The 17,936-nt window shown below is 57.0% G+C and carries 17 protein-coding genes; 8 read left to right on the forward strand and 9 right to left on the reverse strand.

What is annotated here, in order from left to right; all coding sequences use genetic code 11:
- Positions 1-95: 95 nt before the first annotated feature.
- Positions 96-1,511, reverse strand: a complete 1,416-nt coding sequence (locus tag K3169_RS29015; RefSeq protein ID WP_027902361.1) for an acetyl-CoA carboxylase biotin carboxylase subunit — start codon at positions 1,509-1,511, stop codon at positions 96-98.
- A 184-nt stretch (positions 1,512-1,695) separates the two neighbouring features.
- Between K3169_RS29015 and K3169_RS29020 the strand changes: the two genes are divergently transcribed.
- A complete protein-coding gene (locus K3169_RS29020; RefSeq protein ID WP_263269308.1) occupies positions 1,696-2,646 on the forward strand; it encodes a LysR family transcriptional regulator in 951 nt (316 codons plus the stop codon).
- On the opposite strand, the gene K3169_RS29025 is transcribed toward K3169_RS29020, so the two are convergent.
- Complete coding sequence (locus K3169_RS29025) at positions 2,600-2,824, reverse strand: PA3496 family putative envelope integrity protein (protein ID WP_080238321.1); 225 nt, start codon at positions 2,822-2,824, stop codon at positions 2,600-2,602. The two genes, K3169_RS29020 and K3169_RS29025, sit on opposite strands and share 47 nt — an antisense overlap.
- Positions 2,825-3,033: 209 nt before the next feature.
- Here K3169_RS29025 and K3169_RS29030 point away from each other — a divergent pair, with 209 nt between their 5' ends.
- A complete protein-coding gene (locus K3169_RS29030) occupies positions 3,034-3,366 on the forward strand; it encodes a hypothetical protein (protein ID WP_122398231.1) in 333 nt (110 codons plus the stop codon).
- A gap of 86 nt (positions 3,367-3,452) precedes the next feature.
- Here the strand turns inward: K3169_RS29030 and hexR are convergent, their stop codons facing one another.
- Positions 3,453-4,319 carry a transcriptional regulator HexR gene (hexR, locus tag K3169_RS29035; protein ID WP_027902358.1) on the reverse strand — a complete coding sequence of 289 codons (867 nt, stop codon included), beginning with the start codon at positions 4,317-4,319 and terminating at the stop codon, positions 3,453-3,455.
- 251 nt (positions 4,320-4,570) lie between these two features.
- Between hexR and uvrD the strand changes: the two genes are divergently transcribed.
- The 3 genes from uvrD to K3169_RS29050 all read left to right on the forward strand — a co-directional run bounded on the left by uvrD (position 4,571) and on the right by K3169_RS29050 (position 8,676).
- The gene (gene uvrD, locus K3169_RS29040; protein WP_027902357.1) at positions 4,571-6,754 is read left to right on the forward strand and encodes a DNA helicase II; all 2,184 of its coding nucleotides are present in this window, start codon (positions 4,571-4,573) and stop codon (positions 6,752-6,754) included.
- A 529-nt stretch (positions 6,755-7,283) separates the two neighbouring features.
- A complete protein-coding gene (locus tag K3169_RS29045) occupies positions 7,284-8,135 on the forward strand; it encodes a Tim44 domain-containing protein (RefSeq protein WP_027902356.1) in 852 nt (283 codons plus the stop codon).
- A 133-nt stretch (positions 8,136-8,268) separates the two neighbouring features.
- The gene (locus K3169_RS29050) at positions 8,269-8,676 is read left to right on the forward strand and encodes an SMI1/KNR4 family protein (RefSeq protein ID WP_027901704.1); all 408 of its coding nucleotides are present in this window, start codon (positions 8,269-8,271) and stop codon (positions 8,674-8,676) included.
- Positions 8,677-8,808: 132 nt separating this feature from the next.
- Here K3169_RS29050 and K3169_RS29055 read toward each other — a convergent pair whose 3' ends face one another.
- On the reverse strand, positions 8,809-10,572 hold the full coding sequence (locus tag K3169_RS29055; protein WP_263269312.1) for a cation:proton antiporter: 1,764 nt from the start codon (positions 10,570-10,572) through the stop codon (positions 8,809-8,811).
- 298 nt (positions 10,573-10,870) lie between these two features.
- On the opposite strand from K3169_RS29055, the gene K3169_RS29060 reads away from it, so the two are divergent.
- Positions 10,871-11,356 (forward strand): acyl-CoA thioesterase, encoded by a 486-nt coding sequence (locus tag K3169_RS29060; protein ID WP_020291647.1) that lies wholly within the window; start codon positions 10,871-10,873, stop codon positions 11,354-11,356.
- Positions 11,357-11,522: 166 nt separating this feature from the next.
- Here K3169_RS29060 and pdxY read toward each other — a convergent pair whose 3' ends face one another.
- A complete protein-coding gene (pdxY, locus tag K3169_RS29065; protein WP_263269315.1) occupies positions 11,523-12,389 on the reverse strand; it encodes a pyridoxal kinase PdxY in 867 nt (288 codons plus the stop codon).
- Between the two features lie 113 nt (positions 12,390-12,502).
- Between pdxY and K3169_RS29070 the strand changes: the two genes are divergently transcribed.
- Positions 12,503-12,895, forward strand: a complete 393-nt coding sequence (locus K3169_RS29070) for a DUF3301 domain-containing protein (RefSeq protein WP_027901708.1) — start codon at positions 12,503-12,505, stop codon at positions 12,893-12,895.
- A 26-nt stretch (positions 12,896-12,921) separates the two neighbouring features.
- On the opposite strand, the gene K3169_RS29075 is transcribed toward K3169_RS29070, so the two are convergent.
- A complete protein-coding gene (locus K3169_RS29075) occupies positions 12,922-13,899 on the reverse strand; it encodes a CobW family GTP-binding protein (protein WP_122708594.1) in 978 nt (325 codons plus the stop codon).
- A 41-nt stretch (positions 13,900-13,940) separates the two neighbouring features.
- Between K3169_RS29075 and K3169_RS29080 the strand changes: the two genes are divergently transcribed.
- On the forward strand, positions 13,941-14,288 hold the full coding sequence (locus K3169_RS29080) for an NADH:ubiquinone oxidoreductase (RefSeq protein WP_122708649.1): 348 nt from the start codon (positions 13,941-13,943) through the stop codon (positions 14,286-14,288).
- A 149-nt stretch (positions 14,289-14,437) separates the two neighbouring features.
- On the opposite strand, the gene K3169_RS29085 is transcribed toward K3169_RS29080, so the two are convergent.
- The 3 genes from K3169_RS29085 to K3169_RS29095 all read right to left on the reverse strand — a co-directional run bounded on the left by K3169_RS29085 (position 14,438) and on the right by K3169_RS29095 (position 17,933).
- Positions 14,438-15,088 (reverse strand): DUF1826 domain-containing protein, encoded by a 651-nt coding sequence (locus tag K3169_RS29085; RefSeq protein ID WP_231665566.1) that lies wholly within the window; start codon positions 15,086-15,088, stop codon positions 14,438-14,440.
- On the reverse strand, positions 15,088-16,296 hold the full coding sequence (gene zigA / locus K3169_RS29090) for a zinc metallochaperone GTPase ZigA (protein WP_231665565.1): 1,209 nt from the start codon (positions 16,294-16,296) through the stop codon (positions 15,088-15,090). Before zigA ends, K3169_RS29085 begins: the two co-directional genes overlap by 1 nt.
- A gap of 413 nt (positions 16,297-16,709) precedes the next feature.
- Positions 16,710-17,933 (reverse strand): N-acetylmuramoyl-L-alanine amidase, encoded by a 1,224-nt coding sequence (locus K3169_RS29095; protein WP_231674909.1) that lies wholly within the window; start codon positions 17,931-17,933, stop codon positions 16,710-16,712.
- Positions 17,934-17,936 lie beyond the last annotated feature (3 nt).

Consider the following 17,936-nt stretch of genomic DNA (forward strand, 5'->3'; position numbering starts at 1 on the left):
TCTCCTCATCGCGACAAGCTGCAAGCTACAAGCGGCAAGTAAGAGCAGATCTGCTTTTGCTTGAAGCCTGCGGCTTGGAGCTTGCCGCTGCTTATTCATAAGCCTGCGTGAGCGGCAATGGCGGCAGCGATGGCCAGGGCCAGCTCTTCGGGTTTGCGCTTGATCGAGTAATTGGTCAGTTCAGGGTGGCTTTCAACGAAACTTGTATTGAACTGGCCGCTACGGAATTCAGGGTTACGCAGGATTTCCTGGTAATACGCCGCTGTGGTTTTAACCCCTTGCAGACGCATGTCATCCAGAGCGCGCAATCCGCGGTCCATCGCCTCTTCCCAGGTCAACGCCCAGACAATCAACTTCAGGCACATGGAGTCGTAATACGGCGGAATGGTATAGCCGGTATAAATCGCCGTATCGGTGCGTACACCGGGGCCGCCGGGCGCGTAATAGCGGGTGATCTTGCCGAAGCTCGGCAGGAAGTTGTTCTTCGGGTCTTCGGCATTGATCCGGAATTGCAGGGCAAAGCCACGGTGAATGATGTCTTCCTGCTTGACCGAGAGCGGCAGGCCCGACGCTATACGAATCTGTTCGCGGACGATGTCGATGCCGGTGATTTCCTCGGTGATGGTGTGCTCCACCTGCACGCGAGTGTTCATCTCCATGAAGTACACCTCGCCCTCGGCGAGCAGGAACTCCACAGTCCCGGCATTTTCGTAACCCACTGCCTTGGCGGCACGCACCGACAGATCGCCGATGTAGGCGCGCTGCTCGGGCGTCAGTTGCGGGCTGGGAGCGATCTCGATCAGTTTCTGGTTGCGGCGCTGAATCGAGCAATCGCGCTCGAACAGGTGCACGACATTGCCGAAACTGTCGCCGAGAATCTGCGCTTCGATGTGCTTGGGATTGACGATGCATTTTTCGAGAAAGACTTCCGCCGAGCCAAATGCTTTGGTCGCTTCGGAAATCACGCGCGGGAAGGCTTGCTCCAGTTCCTCGCGGCTGTTGCAGCGACGGATACCGCGCCCACCACCACCCGAGGTCGCCTTGAGCATCACTGGATACCCAATGCGGTCCCCTTCAACCAGCGCCTCGGTAATATCCGCCACGTTGCCTTCGGTGCCGGGCGTAACAGGTACGCCTGCCTTGATCATGCTGCGGCGTGCTTCGGTCTTGTCACCCATGCGACGGATGACTTCCGCGGACGGACCAATGAACTTGATCCCACGTTCAGCGCAGATGTCAGCCAGTTCGGCATTTTCTGATAGAAAGCCATAGCCGGGATGCAGCGCATCGCAGCCGGTTTCCACCGCCAGGTTAACCAGCTTGCGCGGGTTCAAATAACCCGCGAGCGGTTCGGCACCAATGCTGTGGGCTTCGTCAGCACGCTTCACATGCAACGCGTGACGGTCGGCGTCTGAAAAGATTGCCACCGAGCGAATGCCCATCTCGGCGCAAGCGCGCACGATCCGGACAGCGATCTCTCCACGGTTGGCGATCAGGATTTTTGTTATCACGAGTATTTCCTCGACCGTTGAACCGGCTTTTATAGCTGAACCGGTTTTGTAACGGGGCATGTGGTTGATTGCCGCAGGGACACCCTAAGCCCGATCAGGAATTAACAAAAATGAGTAAAAATTGGGTTGTGTATAAGTAAAGACTTATAGTTGAAGATTCAGCGAACAGGCGGAGCCGGTAAAAATGCGTAAGTCATTGATGCGTATGACATTGCGTCAATTACGGATTTTCAACGAAGTGTGTGATCTGCGTTCATACAGCAGGGCAGCGGAAGAGATGTCACTTACTCAACCCGCTGTCAGCCTGCAGATTCGCCAGCTGGAAGAGCTCGTAGGCCAACCGCTGTTTGAATACGTCGGCAAAAAGCTCTACCTGACCGAGGCCGCAGAAGCGTTGCAATCGGCCAGTCGCGATATCTTCGGGCGACTGGAAAGCCTGGATATGCAGCTCACCGATATGCAGGGCTCGCTACAAGGGCAATTGAAGCTGGCCGTCGAATCGAGCTGTAAATACTTCATCCCGCACTTGTTTGCCGCCTTCAAGCGTAAATACCCGGAGGTGGCCCTCAACCTGACAGTGGCTAATCGCGCTCAAGTGATCAGAAGGCTGTCGGATAACCGCGATGATCTGGTCGTGATGTCCATGGTGCCGCAAGACATGGGCCTGGAATTCCTGCCGTTTCTCAATAATCCGATTGTAGCCGTCGCTCCGCCGGATCATCCGCTATGCGACGGACGTACCTTAGCGCTCAAGGATCTGGAGCCCTATACCTTACTGATTAGGGAAAATGGTTCGGGGACTCGCAAGGCCTGCGAAGAGTATTTCAAGGACAAGCGCGTGCACTTCACCACGACCGTAGAGATGTCGGCTCACGAAGCGCAACGGGAAAGCGTGCTGGCCGGGCTGGGCATCGCGATGCTGACCCGACACGCGGTCAGCCTGGAACTCGCCACCGGCATGCTGAAAGAGTTACCGGTGGCAGAGTTGCCGCTTTATCGCAGTTGGTGCGTGGTGCAGGCCAGGGATCGACGCCTGTCGCCCGTGGCGCACGCCTTCCTGGCGTTCATCCGCACCGAACGTGCGCAGATCAGCCAGCTGATGGAGCGTTTCGACGGGCGTCTTCCAAAGGTTTAGCCGCCTGCCAGAAGCGCTCTGAAACGCTCTCTTCAAAGTCGCACAGCTCTTGATTGAGCCGACGCGCTTCGGAATAGCTTTCTATTGCCCGACGGAATCCCATACGTCGCTGATCTTCCTGCTGACGGCGGGTTTTGACGGTGCTGCTCTGTTGCGAGTCATCGTAGTGCCGAGGCATATCCTGTCTCCCAGTGCGTTGCGGGAGTACAGAATGCCCGGAGGGCGTGACGATCTGACGGCGAATGCGTGACAGGATGGTTAAGGTCAACACGTGTCACATCGGAAACAAGACGCAACAACCGATATATTTATGTAGTGCAACCCATCAACACGACCTTGAGATAGTAGCCCTGCAGGACGCAATTAACTTTAGCAAGGAGCTAAATCATGAGCATTCAAAACAGAGACTGGCATGCGCAAGACGACAAAATGCCAGGCGTTAATACCTTAAAAGTATCTGGCATCGTGTCGCTACCTTACCACCTCCAGGCAGTTCTGGTTCGCAGTGAATCCCCCGCTGCCGGTAATCATCTAGGCCTCGATCTGATGGTTGAAAGCAGAAAGGACGAAATCACCCTGTCGGTGGAGAGGGATGAAACAGAACTGTTTGATAGACCGGTCAGGTACACGCAACCCAGTGGCGCAAGCATCACCGGGGTCAGTATCTTTTACAAAGGCAAGCTGCTGGCAAGCATCGATGACGTGCAAGTCACTCATTGATAAACCCGGATTGGTTTCATAGCAGTGAACTGCTGCCGGCTACTTTCGGGTAGCTGGTAGCAGTTTTTGTACAGGATTCGAAGCGATCAATCCTCGTGAGACTTGATCGACTTGGGCGAAAGACGAAGACTGCGCAAGCTGCGCTTCACGCTCTTGAGGTGGTTGACCAGACTTGGGCCACGCGCCATGGCAACGCCCATTGCCAACACATCGATGACTACCAGATGCGCGATGCGTGAAGTCAGAGGCGTATAGATTTCGGTGTCTTCATGCACATCAATCGCCAGATTGACTGACGACAGTTCAGCCAGTGGTGTCTGACTTGGGCACAAAGTGATCAACGTCGCACCTGTCTCACGAACCAGATTCGCCGTAATCAGCAGATCCTTGGAGCGCCCGGACTGGGAAATGCAAACAGCGACATCTGATGGGACCAGTGTAACCGCCGACATGGCCTGCATGTGCGGATCCGAATAAGCCGCCGCGCTGAGCAACAGCCGGAAGAACTTGTGCTGAGCGTCAGCCGCTACCGCACCCGACGCACCAAACCCGTAAAACTCGACCCGCTTGGCTGCCGCCATGGCAGTCACAGCCAGCTGCAACGCATGGGGATCAAGGTTTTCGCGAACTTCCATCAAGGTATGCAGCGTGGTATCGAAAATCTTCAGGCTGTAGTCAGCGACCGAGTCATCTTCGTGGATCGCGAACTGGCCGAAGCTCGCCCCGGCAGCCAGACTCTGCGCCAGCTTGAGCTTCAGGTCCTGAAAGCCGGTACAACCAATGGCACGGCAGAAGCGCACGATAGTGGGCTCGCTGATACCAACGCTGTGCGCCAGATCGGCCATGGAACTGTGCATCACAGCCGCAGGGTCAAGCAGCACGTGGTCGGCGACTTTCAGCTCCGACTTGCGTAACAGATGGCGTGACTGGGCGATGTGTTGCAGCAGATTCAAAGGGGCAGACTCGGCAAAGGTGCATGGGACGGGATGTAGCTTTTTTGTAGTTATACTACATGACCTGCGGGACGCCCAGTTAAACGCTCCTTTGATCATGAATCGCAGTTCGCCCGGCGCCCGTAGCCTACCTTGATGCCTATCCCCCTCACGTCCCGACAACCGCTCGCCACCCGTCGCCAGATGCTGCTTTTGTCGATTCGCGCAAAGCATGGTTTGCCCGGTTTCGCTCGGCACCCTAGAATGCGTCGATGCGCGATGATCTCTCCCTTCTGCTTAATTCCCTCAACGATGCCCAACGTCAGGCCGTAGCTGCCTCCGTGGGTCGTCAGTTGGTCCTGGCCGGCGCTGGTTCCGGCAAAACCCGTGTGCTGGTGCATCGCATCGCCTGGTTGATCCAGGTCGAGCAAGCCTCGCCACATTCGGTCCTGTCGGTGACGTTCACCAACAAGGCGGCAGCAGAAATGCGCCACCGGATCGAACAACTGATGGGCATCAACCCGGCAGGCATGTGGGTGGGCACGTTCCACGGCCTTGCGCACCGCTTGTTGCGGGCGCACTGGCAGGAAGCCAATCTGGCGCAGACCTTCCAGATCCTGGACAGCGACGACCAGCAACGCCTGGTCAAGCGCGTCATGCGCGAGCTGGGGCTTGATGAACAACGCTGGCCCGTCAAACAAGCCACGTGGTTTATCAACGGTCAAAAAGACGAAGGCCTGCGCCCGAAGCATATTCAGGCCAGCGGCGATCTGTTTCTGACTACCATGAAGTCGGTCTATGAAGCCTATGAGGTCGCCTGCCAGCGTGCCGGCGTGATCGATTTCTCCGAGCTGCTGCTGCGTGCACTCGACCTTTGGCGCGACAATCCCGGCCTGCTTGCTCACTATCAGCGCCGCTTCCGCCATGTGCTGGTGGACGAATTCCAGGACACCAACGCCGTGCAGTACGCATGGCTGCGCTTGCTGGCGCAGGGTGGCGACAGCCTGATGGTTGTGGGCGATGACGACCAGTCGATTTACGGCTGGCGCGGCGCGAAGATCGAGAATATCCACCAGTATTCGTCGGACTTCCCGGACACCGAAGTCATTCGTCTTGAGCAGAACTATCGCTCGACCGCCAGTATTCTCAAAGCGGCCAACGGCCTGATCATCAATAACAGCGGCCGCATGGGCAAAGAGCTGTGGACTGATGTCGGTGATGGCGAGCTGATCAATCTGTACGCGGCATTCAACGAACACGACGAAGCCCGCTACGTGGTTGAAACCATTGAAAGCGCACTCAAGACCGGTCTTGCCCGTAGCGAAATCGCCATTCTGTATCGCTCCAACGCCCAATCCCGGGTGCTTGAAGAAGCGTTGCTGCGCGAGCGAATTCCGTACCGCATTTATGGCGGCCAGCGCTTCTTCGAACGCGCCGAAATCAAGAACGCCATGGCTTATCTGCGCTTGCTGGAAGGCCGTGGCAACGATGCGGCACTGGAGCGGATCATCAACGTGCCGGCCCGTGGCATCGGTGAAAAAACCGTCGAATCGATTCGTCAGCATGCTCGCCATGCCGATGTTTCGATGTGGGAAGCCACTCGCCAACTAATCGCCAATAAAGGTCTGACCGGCCGTGCGGCAGGCGCGCTGGGCGGTTTCGTCGAGCTGATCGAAAACCTTGCCGCCAAGGTCATGGAGATGCCGCTGCATTTGATGACGCAAACCGTCATCGAGCAGTCCGGGCTGATCAACTACCACAAGGAAGAGAAAGGCGAAAAAGGCCAGGCTCGGGTAGAAAACCTTGAGGAACTGGTCAGCGCCGCGCGCAACTTCGAAAACAACGAAGAAGACGCCGAGCTGACACCGTTGGCGGCATTCCTCGGCCATGCTTCGCTGGAGGCCGGGGATACCCAGGCCGAAGAGCACGAAGACAGCATTCAATTGATGACCTTGCACAGCGCCAAGGGCCTTGAATTCCCTTACGTGTTCCTGGTGGGCATGGAAGAAGGCCTGTTCCCCCACAAGATGAGCCTGGAAGAGCCGGGCCGTCTGGAAGAGGAACGGCGTCTGGCCTACGTCGGCATAACCCGCGCCATGCAACAGCTGGTGATGACCTACGCAGAAACCCGTCGCCTGTACGGCAGCGAGACCTACAACAAGGTGTCGCGCTTCGTACGTGAAATTCCGCCATTGCTGATTCAGGAAGTGCGCTTGTCCAATAGTGTCACCCGACCTTTTGGCGGCACGCAGAAGGTCAGCAACAGCAGCCTGTTCAATGGCACCGGTATTCCGGAGACAGCCTTCAGCCTTGGGCAGCGTGTGCAACATGCGGTGTTTGGCGAAGGCGTGATCCTGAACTTCGAAGGCGCTGGCGCTCAGGCGCGTGTCCAGGTCAACTTCGCCGAAGGCAGCAAGTGGCTGATGATGGGCTACGCGAAGCTGGAAGCTATTTAGACTGCTGACTCGTTTTCTGAATGGAAATACTTCCTGTGGGAGTGGTCCCGGTATCCCTGACACCGCGCTGTCGCGCAGCAAACACGGGACCTGTAGGAGTGAGCTTGCTCGCGATTCGATCTGTTGGTCGATGAATATATTGCCTGTGCTGACGCGATCGCGAGCAAGCTCACTCCTACAGAAAATGCATTCCAGATCAGGTAGTTATTTTCTTGTTTGATAGGAGCTGGGCTTGCCCGCGATAAGGTCAACGCGGTTTCATGTGAATCGTATCCAGCCTTATCGCGGGCAAGCCCAGCTCCCACAGACAGCAGTGATGCAGCGGCAGATTGAATCAGCCACCGGTCAACTCCATATAGATGACACTGTCCGGCGATCTGTCCTACAGAACTTTCAGCGAAGCGCTACGGACCAATCTACATAGGGTCTTCGGCAATCACGCAAAAGCCGGAAACACTTGGCCGCTAGCCAGACACATATGCCCTATGCAATATGGCGCGCGTGCAATCCACAAAACGGGAATACCCTTATGCAACGTTTTCTAAGCATCGCTATGGCGTTGTGCATCGGGCTCACCATGAGCTTCGAAGCCAACGCTGCGCGTTTCGGTGGTGGCAAGAGCATGGGCTCGGCGCCAAGTCACCAGTCGCGCCAAGCCACTCCGACCACTCCAGCCGCAGCACCAACCGCTGCTGGTCGTCCTGCTGCTAGCGGTGCTTCCCGCTGGCTCGGCCCATTGGCCGGTATCGCTGCTGGCGGCCTGCTCGCTTCCATGTTCATGGGCGACGGCTTCCAGGGGATGCAGATCTTCGACATCCTGATCATGGCGGTCATTGCCTTCCTGATCTTCCGCTTCATCGCCGCCCGTCGTCGTAAGCAACAAGGCGAGCAAATGGCTACCGCCGCTGGCCCGATGACTTATCAGCGCGAAAACGCTCAACAGCCTGCCCAGAATTCCATCTTTGGTGGTTCGGGTGCAGCATCGGCAGCCGCTCCGGTGATCAACGCTCCGGCCTGGTTCAACGAAACCCGCTTTCTTGAAGCTGCTCGTAGCCATTTCCAGTCGCTGCAACAGCACTGGGACGCGAACGAAATGGACAAGATCGAAGAGTTCGTGACCCCACAGATGCTGCAGTTCCTGAAGAAAGAACGTGCGGATCTGGGCGACGCCTTCCAGTCGACCTATATCGACAATCTGAACGTGCAACTGGACGGCCTGGATGATCGTGCAGACAAGACCATCGCCACGCTGACATTCAGCGGTGTGTCCAAGTCTTCGCGCTTCGATCAGGGTGAAGTGTTCAGCGAAAGCTGGAACATGGAACGCCCACAAGGCGATAATCAGCCTTGGCTGGTTGCAGGTATTCGCCAGAACGGTTGATCCAGACCGCTCCACGCGTAAGCACAAACCCCGGACTTGTCCGGGGTTTTTGTTTTATCCGTTGGGATAGTTATTTTGAGAAACGCTTTAAGCTACTGTATAAACCGCGCCATCAAGTCAGAGGAGCCAGGCCGTGGAAGAAGTCATTGAACAATTACGCGAAGCGAATGAACCTGTTCCGGTTCCGCTGGAATTGCCCGACGAGGATCAACTCGTTGAGGTAGAAGAGCAGCTGTTCATCAACATCCCCTTCGTCTTCAAGGAATTTCTCCTGACCGTGAGCGACGTGGTGTACGGCAGCCTGGAGCCGGTGACCGTTACCGACCCCGGATCGCACACTTACCTGCCGGAGGTCGCCGCGTCAGCCTGGGACATCGGCGTGCCGCGCGAGCTGATCCCGATTTGTCAGGACGGTGAAGACTACTACTGCGTCGAAGAAGACGGCACCGTAGTGTTGTGGTCTGGCGAAGAAGAGCTGGTCACCGAAGAAAGCTGGGAATCGGTATGGCACTGGGCGCGGGACGTCTGGCTGGAAAGCTGAGTTGCATTACCTGGATCTGTAGGAGCTGCTGCAGGCTGCGAATAGCGGTGTGTCAGGCAAACCGCTATCGGCGCCGTCGTAACCTCCGACAACTCCTACAGTACCCGGATTTATCAGGTTTCAACCGGGCTGCTAATGCCCATTCGACTCCTGGTTATTCCCCAGCGTCTCCAGCAATGCGATCTGCATGCGCGTATGCACTCTGATGAACCAGCGCCATGCCACTGCGGCGACAATGGCGGCAATCACGGCGATTAGAATCAGCAGTTCGTTGGTCGGAAGGATGCTGGCAGACAATGCCGCGAGCATCACGAAGATCACCAGCAAAGACAGCAGAGGAATCACCTCGGCGATCACTTTGCGCACTCGCGCCGTGTGCCGACCCGCCATCTCCGGTTTGACGCCCATCTCAGCCAATAGCATCGACAGCGCTTTGAGCTTGCGATAAGCCGCGATCAGAAAAGGCAGTGAGAGCAACAATGCAGCGCCACAGATCCAGGCTTTCTGTTGCCCAACGTCGCCGACCCAGTCGCTGATATACACACCGATGCGCTCGGCGAAATAGCCTCCGCAGAAGAATATGGCCACGACCAGGGCCAGATTGACCCCGACCTGCAACAGGATCCGCCGAATCATCGATGCCAGCAGCGCGCCCTCGCCTTGCGGCTGGATACTGCGCAGCCACTCACCGTACATGCCGAACACCCGCGCCACGCGGCGAGGCATGATGCTCGCCAACTGGTTCGATAGTGGGTCGGCACCGCGAATCAGATAAGGCGTCAGTAAAGTCGTGATAGCGGACACCGCGACCGCCACCGGATAGAGGAAGTCGCTGGTGACCTGCAAGGTCATGCCCAGCGCCGCGATGATGAAGGAAAACTCGCCAATCTGTGACAGGCCCATGCCCACCCGCAGCGAGGTCTTGCCATCGTTACCGGCGAGAAAGGCACCCAATCCGCAGGACAACATTTTGCCGAGGACAACCGCTACGGTGATCACCGCAATCGGCCAGGCGTATTGCACCAGAATCGCAGGATCGATCATCAAACCAATGGCAACGAAGAAGATCGCACTGAACATGTCTCGAATGGGCTCGATCAAGCGCTCAATCTTCAGTAATTGCCGCGACTCGGCCATGATCGCGCCAATCAGGAACGCACCTAACACCATGCTGTATTCCAGCTTCACGACTAGCAGACAGAAACCGAAGCACAGGCCCAGCACGGTTATCAGCAGCATCTCATTGCTTTCGAACTTAGCCACGTAAGCCAATAAACGTGGCACAACCATAATACCGATCACCAAGGCGACGATCATGAACAGCGACAGCTTGCCGACGGTGGAAAACACCTCGCCCGAGCTGACCGAGCCACTGACGGCGATCCCGGACAACAAGGCAATGATGCCAATGCCCAGAATGTCTTCGACGATCAACACGCCAAAGATCAACTGCGCAAAGTGCTGGTTCTTCATCTTCAAATCGTTGAGCGCTTTGACGATGATGGTCGTCGAAGAAATCGCCAGGATCGCGCCAAGGAATAGCGAATCCATGGTGCTCCAGCCGAAGTACTGACCGATTTCATAACCGATCCAGATCATCAGGGTGATTTCGAGAAACGCCGCAATGAACGCTGTTGCCCCAACCTTGAATAACTTGCGCAGGCTGAATTCCAGCCCCAGACAGAACATCAGGAAGATCACCCCCAGCTCGGCGAGGGTCTTGATCGTGTCTTCGTCGTGGATCAGGCCGAACGGCGGTGTATGCGGGCCGATGATGAAACCGGCGACGATGTAGCCCAGCACTACAGGTTGTTTGAGGCGATGAAAGAGGATGGTCACAACACCAGCCACCAGCATGATCACCGCCAAATCCTGAATAAAGCTGATGGCATGCATGGGTCCGGCTCCTTATGAAACGCATTGCTGATGGCCGAACTCTCATCAGGACGACGGAGAATTCAGCCACTGCAGTGCAGAAATCTGATTAATTTGTAAGAAATTGCCCGATCCACGGGCTTTTGCAGGTTAACACCGCGCATTCATCGATAAAGCCGGTGCAATATATGGAAACAGATCGGCTGCACGCGTGACGGCCTCAAGCCAGCAAGCGTCCCGATAACTATCACACACCGCTTGAATCCGTAAGCACCGTCATAAGGTGCAATTTCTGAACCGCCTTGATCGTGAGTACGCTATGGAACCCGGAAACGCCCAGCTGTCGATGACTGTATTGATGACCCCGGACATGGCCAACTTTTCTGGCAACGTACACGGCGGCACCCTTCTGAAATACCTCGATGAAGTTGCGTATGCCTGTGCGAGCCGCTACGCAGGGCGTTACGTGGTGACGCTATCAGTGGATCAGGTGATATTTCGCGAGCCGATTCATGTGGGTGAATTGGTGACCTTTCTGGCGTCGGTGAACTACACCGGTAATACCTCAATGGAAGTCGGCATCAAGGTCGTCACGGAAAACATCCGCGAGCGCTCGGTGCGCCACACTAATAGCTGTTTCTTCACCATGGTCGCCGTGGACGATCAGCGCAAGCCGGCCAGCGTGCCGCCGCTGGAGCCAGAAAGCCTGGACGGCAAACGCCGCTACATTCAGGCGCAACAGCGTCGGCAAATCCGCCAGGAGCTGGAAAAGCGTTATCAGGAAATCAAGGACGAGACGCTCTAAGGCGAGACTCAACCCCGGTATATCAGGCAATACAGACTATCAATTGGAATGCTATTCCTGTGGGAGCCGGGCTTGCCCGCGATATATGAGACGCAGATATAAGATACACCGCGTGATCGTTTATCGCGGGCAAGCCCAGCTCCCACAGGGAACCGTGCTGACCACATTACAACCGCACAGCCTCAAACCTCACCCGAGGATGAGCCGTGCGGTCCTGGGCGCGGACCAGCTCCAGTTCGTAGCTGCCGCACGCCTGGGTCTCCAGCAGCACTTCATGGACCGCGGCGGCGGCAAATTCAAAAGCCGCAACCAGTTCATCACCCAGCAGTACGCGCGCCAGGAACAACCCGGACGTGAGATCGCCCACCCCCACTGGCTGGCGCGGAAAGGCCAGTAGCGGGCGGCGCAAGTGCCAACTGCCATCGGCGGTCACCAGCAGCATTTCAAAACCGTCAGCGGGCTTGCCGGGGTAATCCACATGTTTGACCACAATGGCTTTCGGGCCCCGGTCCAACAAGGCACGCGCCATGGCCACGCAATCGGATAACGACTCAGGTTTGCGGCCGGAGAAGCTATCCAGTTCCAACTGGTTCGGGCACATGAAGTCCGCCACAGCTGCCGCTTCTTCGAGCAGAAAATCGCTGACTTCCGCGGGCACGCTGCAGCCCTTCTCGGGATGCCCCATCACCGGATCGCACAGATACAGCGCGTTAGGGTTGGCCGCCTTGATCCGCTCAACGCCCACCAGAATCGCTCGGCCCTGGGCAGCGCTTCCCAAGTAACCGGAGAGCACTGCGTCGCAATTGCCCAACTCGCCAATCGCCGCGATGCCATCGATCAGCGCGGGAATCTGTTGCGGGGGCAACACGTCGCCTGCCCAGTTTCCATACTGGGTGTGGTTGGAAAACTGCACAGTGTTCAGCGGCCAGACATTCACCCCGATTCGCTGCATCGGAAACACCGCAGCGCTGTTGCCTGCATGGCCGAAAACCACATGGGACTGGATGGCGAGCAAATGGGGTGTACGTTTCATCTAGGGTTCCTGAACACGATGCAAATGCAGTAGTAAGAAATTTAAGTCGCGCAGTATGGCTGCAAAACCCCGGAGACAGTTAAGCTGGTGGCACTTTGTTGGAGTGCTTCTTCATGCTGACCTTGGGAAACATGTTTGTCCTGATGCTATTGGCCACCGGTGCGGCATGGCTATGGCATGCCCATGGTTTGCGCGAAAGAGCGCTGGAGCGGGTCAAACAACACTGCGCGAAACTGGATATAGAGTTGCTGGACGGCAACGTGGCCTTGCGCAAACTGACGTTTGCCCGGGATTCACAGGGCCGCAAACGTCTGGCACGCGTGTATAACTTTGAGTTCACGGTGACCGGCGAGCAGCGTCACCCAGGCACCATCACCATGTTTGGTGCCCACAGCGCGCAGATCGAACTGGCGCCCTACCCGTTCGAGATGAAAACGCCGCCCCCGAGTGCAGAAATCATTCAGTTGAGCCAATGGCGGCAAGAACACAATAAGTGGAAGCAGTAGATTTCGCGCCGTGTGTGGATAGCTTGTCAGAGCAAACACGTAGCCAGTTCAGCCTGTAAGCGCGGTTCATCCTGAGGCTGTGTGAAAATCAATTCCAGCCTTGAATCCCGTCGCCACTCACTGACTTGCCACTGCACAGTATCCCCCGCGACGACATTGCCTGACACCCATCCGCCGCCGCTGTTAATAACCAGTTTGGCGCGACGCCAGGTCATTCCCTGCAACCACATTTCCAGGCGGGCCAGATCAAAACGCTGGCTGGGGTGCCAACGCCAGCCGATGCTCCAGCCTTCCTGTTGAGCCTGACTAAGACAAATGGGTTGTACTGGATCAGCCCATACAGCAGGAAGCTGTCCCAAGCTCTTGGGGATGGCGAGGTTATCCACAGCAGATTTATCCACAAGCAGATCGGACCGTGGGGAAATGCCGGGCAATTTAGCCAGCGAGATCTTGCCCTGATCGGTCCAGATCAACTTGCTCGCAGGCAACTGTTCAATGAGCCTCTGGCGCGCCTCAGCATTCAGATCCGCTGATTTATTCAGTACCAGCAACCCCGCAGCAGTCAGCGCCGAAGCCTGACTGGGCGGCAGCGGATGCCCCGTCGCCAGTGCTGCTGCGTCGAGGACCATCACACTGGGCTGAACCGTGAGCACACCCAGCCAGGGCGCTTGCTGCAACTGTTCTATCAACTGCACAGGATGGCCAAGGCCGGACGGCTCGATCAGCAATCTATGGGGTCTGGACTTGCGCAGTAAACGACCCAAGCCAATCTGAAACGGCGCGCCGTTGACACAGCACAGGCAACCGCCAGCCACTTCGCCAAGTGCGATACCATCGGCGGCCGTGGTCAGCAGTGCGGCGTCGAGGCCGATCTGACCGAACTCATTGATGAGGATCGCCCATCGTTCATCTTCCGGCTTTTGCGCCAACAGATGCTTGATGAGGCTGGTCTTGCCAGTCCCCAATGGTCCGCCGATGACGTGGGTCGGGATGTTCTGCAGCATGGTGGTCGCTTATGACGAAGGCGTTTAAGGCCAGGATCGTGATGTTTCTGGGGATGTTACTGGCAACGGGTGCAGGAAACGCATGGGCCGAGGCGTGTCTGGTACACAGTCAGGCCGAGCGGCTGGACGTGAAAGTCTGTCAGGCCAATCGCAACATACCGCCCAAGCTGTTTCACGACGGCTTTTGCCAGCCGCAACTCGCTGGGCAGAAAACCGATGTGACGTTCCTGGAGCAATGCCCCACTGGAGCGTTTGGAATTTGCAGCAACGCACAAGTCGCCAATATGCCTTATCGCGAAGACATTCACTATTACGGCGTCGCGAGCGATGCGCAGTACTTGAAGCCATTTTGCGAGGGGCAGAGTCAGGGGAAGTGGCTGGTGCCTTGAGGGTTTGGATATATTGAGGCTGACACAAATTCTGTGGGAGCAGAGCTTGCTCGCGATGAGGCTGGACGCAGTTCACTTTAGATCGCGTCCAGCCTTATCGCGAGCAAGCTCTGCTCCCACAGAAATCAGATCTAATGGTCATTCGGCTGCTAAGCCAACCAATCCAGAGTAAGGAGCAACCGCCGCTCATCACGCTGCAACGGCGGCGAGCGGTGTACCAGGCCTTGGCCTTCGTTACCAACCCAGCGCTCGCCCTTGAGCAAGGCTACATCGCCACAGTTGATCTGCCTGATATTCAGCGCATCCGAAGGCTCGGCCTGAGGTTTGCCCAGCTGGCTGCGATCAATGGCCCCCTCTCTCAGCCATTGGCTGCCAATGCCCGCGTAAGTGGTGATCAAGCGCACCGGCACATGATCGACATGGAAACGCGGACACATGGCTTTATCCAGTACTCGCAGCCGAACGCCTACACGTTTGGCGCCCAGCAGGCAGGCGTAAGCGCTGATCAGCCATGACACGTCGGCGATGAAACCCTCATAGCCTTCAAGGTCAGCATAAGCAGAGGCGAAGGTCTGGAGGTCAGGCTGAGCGTTCTCATCACTGATCTCCAGCGTAATGGCCTCCGCAAGCGGCTCGTTCAAAGAGAGCAGTAATGCGCCAAAGTCCTCGATGTGCGCAGGCAACTGACGCTGCCAGACTGCCAGATTCACATCATCCTCCAGTACTTGGCTGAGAATGGCCGGAGTGTCGCCCTGCACCTGACGAATACGGGGCTGCCACTTCAATACCGTCGCTAACATCACGCCACCTCCATTTCATGCCATGGGCCAAACGGATCGGGTAGCGCCACCCAGCCATTGGTGCCCAGAGCCATCTCGGCGTCCGTGAGCAGGCAGTTATCCAGCTCAGCGGTGAGCTGAGCAAAGTCGATGTTCTGGCCGATGAACACCAGTTCTTGCCGGCAGTCACCGGTTTGTGAGGTCCAGTTGTCCATGATTGCGGTGATGTTTTCTTCATCCTGAGGCCAATGCGCACGCGGCACGAACCGCCACCAGCGGCCAGCGAAACCATGACGCATCAACCCTCCGGCCTGAGACCAACTGCCCGCATCCTGATGCTTGCTGGCCAGCCAGAAGAAGCCTTTGGAGCGCAGCAGTTTGCCGTTGGTCCATTCCCGATCAATGAAGCTGAAGAAACGCTCCGGGTGAAACGGCCGCCGAGCGCGGTAAGCCGTCGAAGCAATGCCGTATTCCTCGGTTTCCGGCGTATGTTCGCCGCGCAACTCCTTGAGCCAACCGGGTGCGAGTGACGCCCGCTCGAAATCGAAACGACCGGTGTTGAGGATCTTCGCTAACGGCACCTCGCCCATCACCATCGGAATTATTTCGGCATTCGCATTGAGTCGCTGCAGGATGGCGATCAGCTCTTCGCGCTCGCTGGAACTGATCAGGTCGATCTTGCTGAGCAGAATCACATCAGCGAACTCGATCTGTTCGATAAGCAAATCAGTGATCGAGCGGTCGTCGTCTTCACCCAAGGTCTCCCCCCGGGTCGCGAGGCTCTCGGCGGCCTGATAGTCGAGCAGGAAGTTCACCCCGTCGACGACCGTGACCATGGTGTCCAGCCTAGCCATGTCGGTGAGGCTCTTACCGGCCTCGTCGCGAAAGGTGAAGGTCTCTGCGACTGGCAACGGTTCGGAAATACCGGTGGATTCGATCAATAAATAATCAAAGCGCCCGTCTTGGGCCAGACGGCTGACTTCTTCGAGCAAGTCCTCGCGCAGGGTGCAGCAAATGCAGCCGTTGCTCATCTCGATGAGTTTCTCTTCCGCGCGGTTCAGGCTTACATCACGCTGAACTTCGCCGCCATCGATGTTGATTTCGCTCATATCGTTGACGATCACGGCGACCCGCAGAGCCTCGCGATTGCGCAGAATGTAGTTCAACAGCGTGCTTTTACCGGCACCGAGAAAGCCGGACAGCACGGTTACGGGAAGACGGTTTGGCATCGGTATTCTCATCAGGTTGCAGGGTTTAGACCCTGTTCGCATGGCGGCGCGAGGCACCGTTCAATCACCCGAAGATGTTATAGTATAACAATGCAAGTAGTAAACTGTCTTTGTAGGAGCGCGCTTGCCCGCGATGCTTTCTGTCAGTCGATAAATATGTCGTCTGCGCTGACGCAATCGCGGGCAAGCGCGCTCCTACAGGGCCCATTTTTGCTGCGCGACAGCGGGGTGTCCGGTGCTAATCTGAGTTCACACAGAACCAGTGGGAGCGAATTCATTCGCGAAGAGGCCGGGACGTTCACAGCACCTTTATCGCCAGAATGCCACCTTCCCGGATATATCCGGTCCCACGAGTCTCTGTTTGCCGCAAGACAGCGTGGTGACAAGACACTCAAAGCTCCGAGAGTAGAAAGCTAAACCTGGCCGGCCCGCTTCTGCTCCTGCTGCCACGCCATGTACGAATCAATCGGCGGATTACGCTGAAAATAGCGCTGCAACCCTTCAAACAATCCATCCGCCACCGCCTGTTGATGGCGGGCCGTCACAAGCCGCTGACTGTCTTTGGCATTGGAGATGAATCCGGTTTCCACCAGAATCGACGGCACATCCGGCGATTTGAGAACGGCGAAGCCAGCCTGTTCGACGCGTTTCTGGTGCAGGGTGGTGATGTTCGCCAGGCTACCGAGAATGGTATTGCCCAGCTGCAGGCTGGCGGCGATGGTGGCGTTCATCGACATATCGAGAATGACCCCGGCCAGCATCGGGTCCTTGTCTTTGAGGTTGAGCAAGCTGGTTGCGCCCAACAAGTCCGCGCCATTTTCGCGCTGTGCCATGAAGCGTGCAGTGGCGGAGGTAGCGCCGCCCTCGGACAAAGCAAATACTGATGCACCGGAAGCCGTCAAACGCGGTGCTGCGTCGGCATGCACCGAGATAAACATGTCGGCGTTGTGTTTGTGAGCAATCTCAACGCGCTTGCGTAGGGGTACGAAGAAGTCATCGTTGCGCACCAGTTGCACATCGAAGCCTTTCTCCCGCTTCAGTCGCTTGGCCAACAGCTGGGCAATAGACAACACCACATCTTTTTCCCGCTCGCCCTTGGAACCTACCGCGCCGGGGTCCTTACCGCCATGTCCCGGATCGACCACCACCATGATGTTGCGCTTGGGGTGCTGCTTGTCACTGACCACCGGCGCACGTTGCACCGGCTGCGCCGCCAGTTGTTGTGGAGCGGCCCCCTCTGCGCCCAGGTCCAGAACCAACCGATGGCCCTGATCGCCAGCAGGCCCGAGCAGAAAGCTGTTGAGCTTCACAGGCCCGGTCAGATCAAGAACGATGCGCGTGTCATCACCCTGACCGTAATGCCCGGAGCGGATGGATTTGATCAGCGTGTCTTGCAGTGCAAGCTGACTGAAATCACCACTCAGGCGCGCGCCGCTTATATCGATGATCAGTCGGTCAGGTGCGCCGAGGGTGAAGGTCTTGTATTGCACTGGACCACTGAGATCCAGCACCAGCCGGAGTTTATCGGCAGTACGCCACAGGCGGGCGTTGCGGATCTGGGCTGCGTTGACGCCCAATGGCAAGGCAAAGGCGGCACTGGCCAGCAAGAAATTGAGCAGAATTTGACGGCGATGCATGCG

The organism is Pseudomonas phytophila (genome assembly GCF_025643095.1).
Lineage (GTDB): Bacteria > Pseudomonadota > Gammaproteobacteria > Pseudomonadales > Pseudomonadaceae > Aquipseudomonas > Aquipseudomonas quasicaspiana.

Excerpts from the sequence above, each read along its gene's own strand:
- K3169_RS29020 (WP_263269308.1), top strand. The coding sequence starts at position 1,696 with ATGCGTAAGTCATTGATGCGTATGACATTGCGTCAATTACGGATTTTC.
- K3169_RS29025 (WP_080238321.1), bottom strand. The coding sequence starts at position 2,824 with ATGCCTCGGCACTACGATGACTCGCAACAGAGCAGCACCGTCAAAACC.
- K3169_RS29030 (WP_122398231.1), top strand. The coding sequence starts at position 3,034 with ATGAGCATTCAAAACAGAGACTGGCATGCGCAAGACGACAAAATGCCA.
- uvrD (WP_027902357.1), top strand. The coding sequence starts at position 4,571 with ATGCGCGATGATCTCTCCCTTCTGCTTAATTCCCTCAACGATGCCCAA.
- K3169_RS29045 (WP_027902356.1), top strand. The coding sequence starts at position 7,284 with ATGCAACGTTTTCTAAGCATCGCTATGGCGTTGTGCATCGGGCTCACC.
- K3169_RS29055 (WP_263269312.1), bottom strand. The coding sequence starts at position 10,572 with ATGCATGCCATCAGCTTTATTCAGGATTTGGCGGTGATCATGCTGGTG.
- K3169_RS29060 (WP_020291647.1), top strand. The coding sequence starts at position 10,871 with ATGGAACCCGGAAACGCCCAGCTGTCGATGACTGTATTGATGACCCCG.
- pdxY (WP_263269315.1), bottom strand. The coding sequence starts at position 12,389 with ATGAAACGTACACCCCATTTGCTCGCCATCCAGTCCCATGTGGTTTTC.
- K3169_RS29070 (WP_027901708.1), top strand. The coding sequence starts at position 12,503 with ATGCTGACCTTGGGAAACATGTTTGTCCTGATGCTATTGGCCACCGGT.
- K3169_RS29075 (WP_122708594.1), bottom strand. The coding sequence starts at position 13,899 with ATGCTGCAGAACATCCCGACCCACGTCATCGGCGGACCATTGGGGACT.
- K3169_RS29080 (WP_122708649.1), top strand. The coding sequence starts at position 13,941 with ATGTTTCTGGGGATGTTACTGGCAACGGGTGCAGGAAACGCATGGGCC.
- K3169_RS29085 (WP_231665566.1), bottom strand. The coding sequence starts at position 15,088 with ATGTTAGCGACGGTATTGAAGTGGCAGCCCCGTATTCGTCAGGTGCAG.
- zigA (WP_231665565.1), bottom strand. The coding sequence starts at position 16,296 with ATGCCAAACCGTCTTCCCGTAACCGTGCTGTCCGGCTTTCTCGGTGCC.
- K3169_RS29095 (WP_231674909.1), bottom strand. The coding sequence starts at position 17,933 with ATGCATCGCCGTCAAATTCTGCTCAATTTCTTGCTGGCCAGTGCCGCC.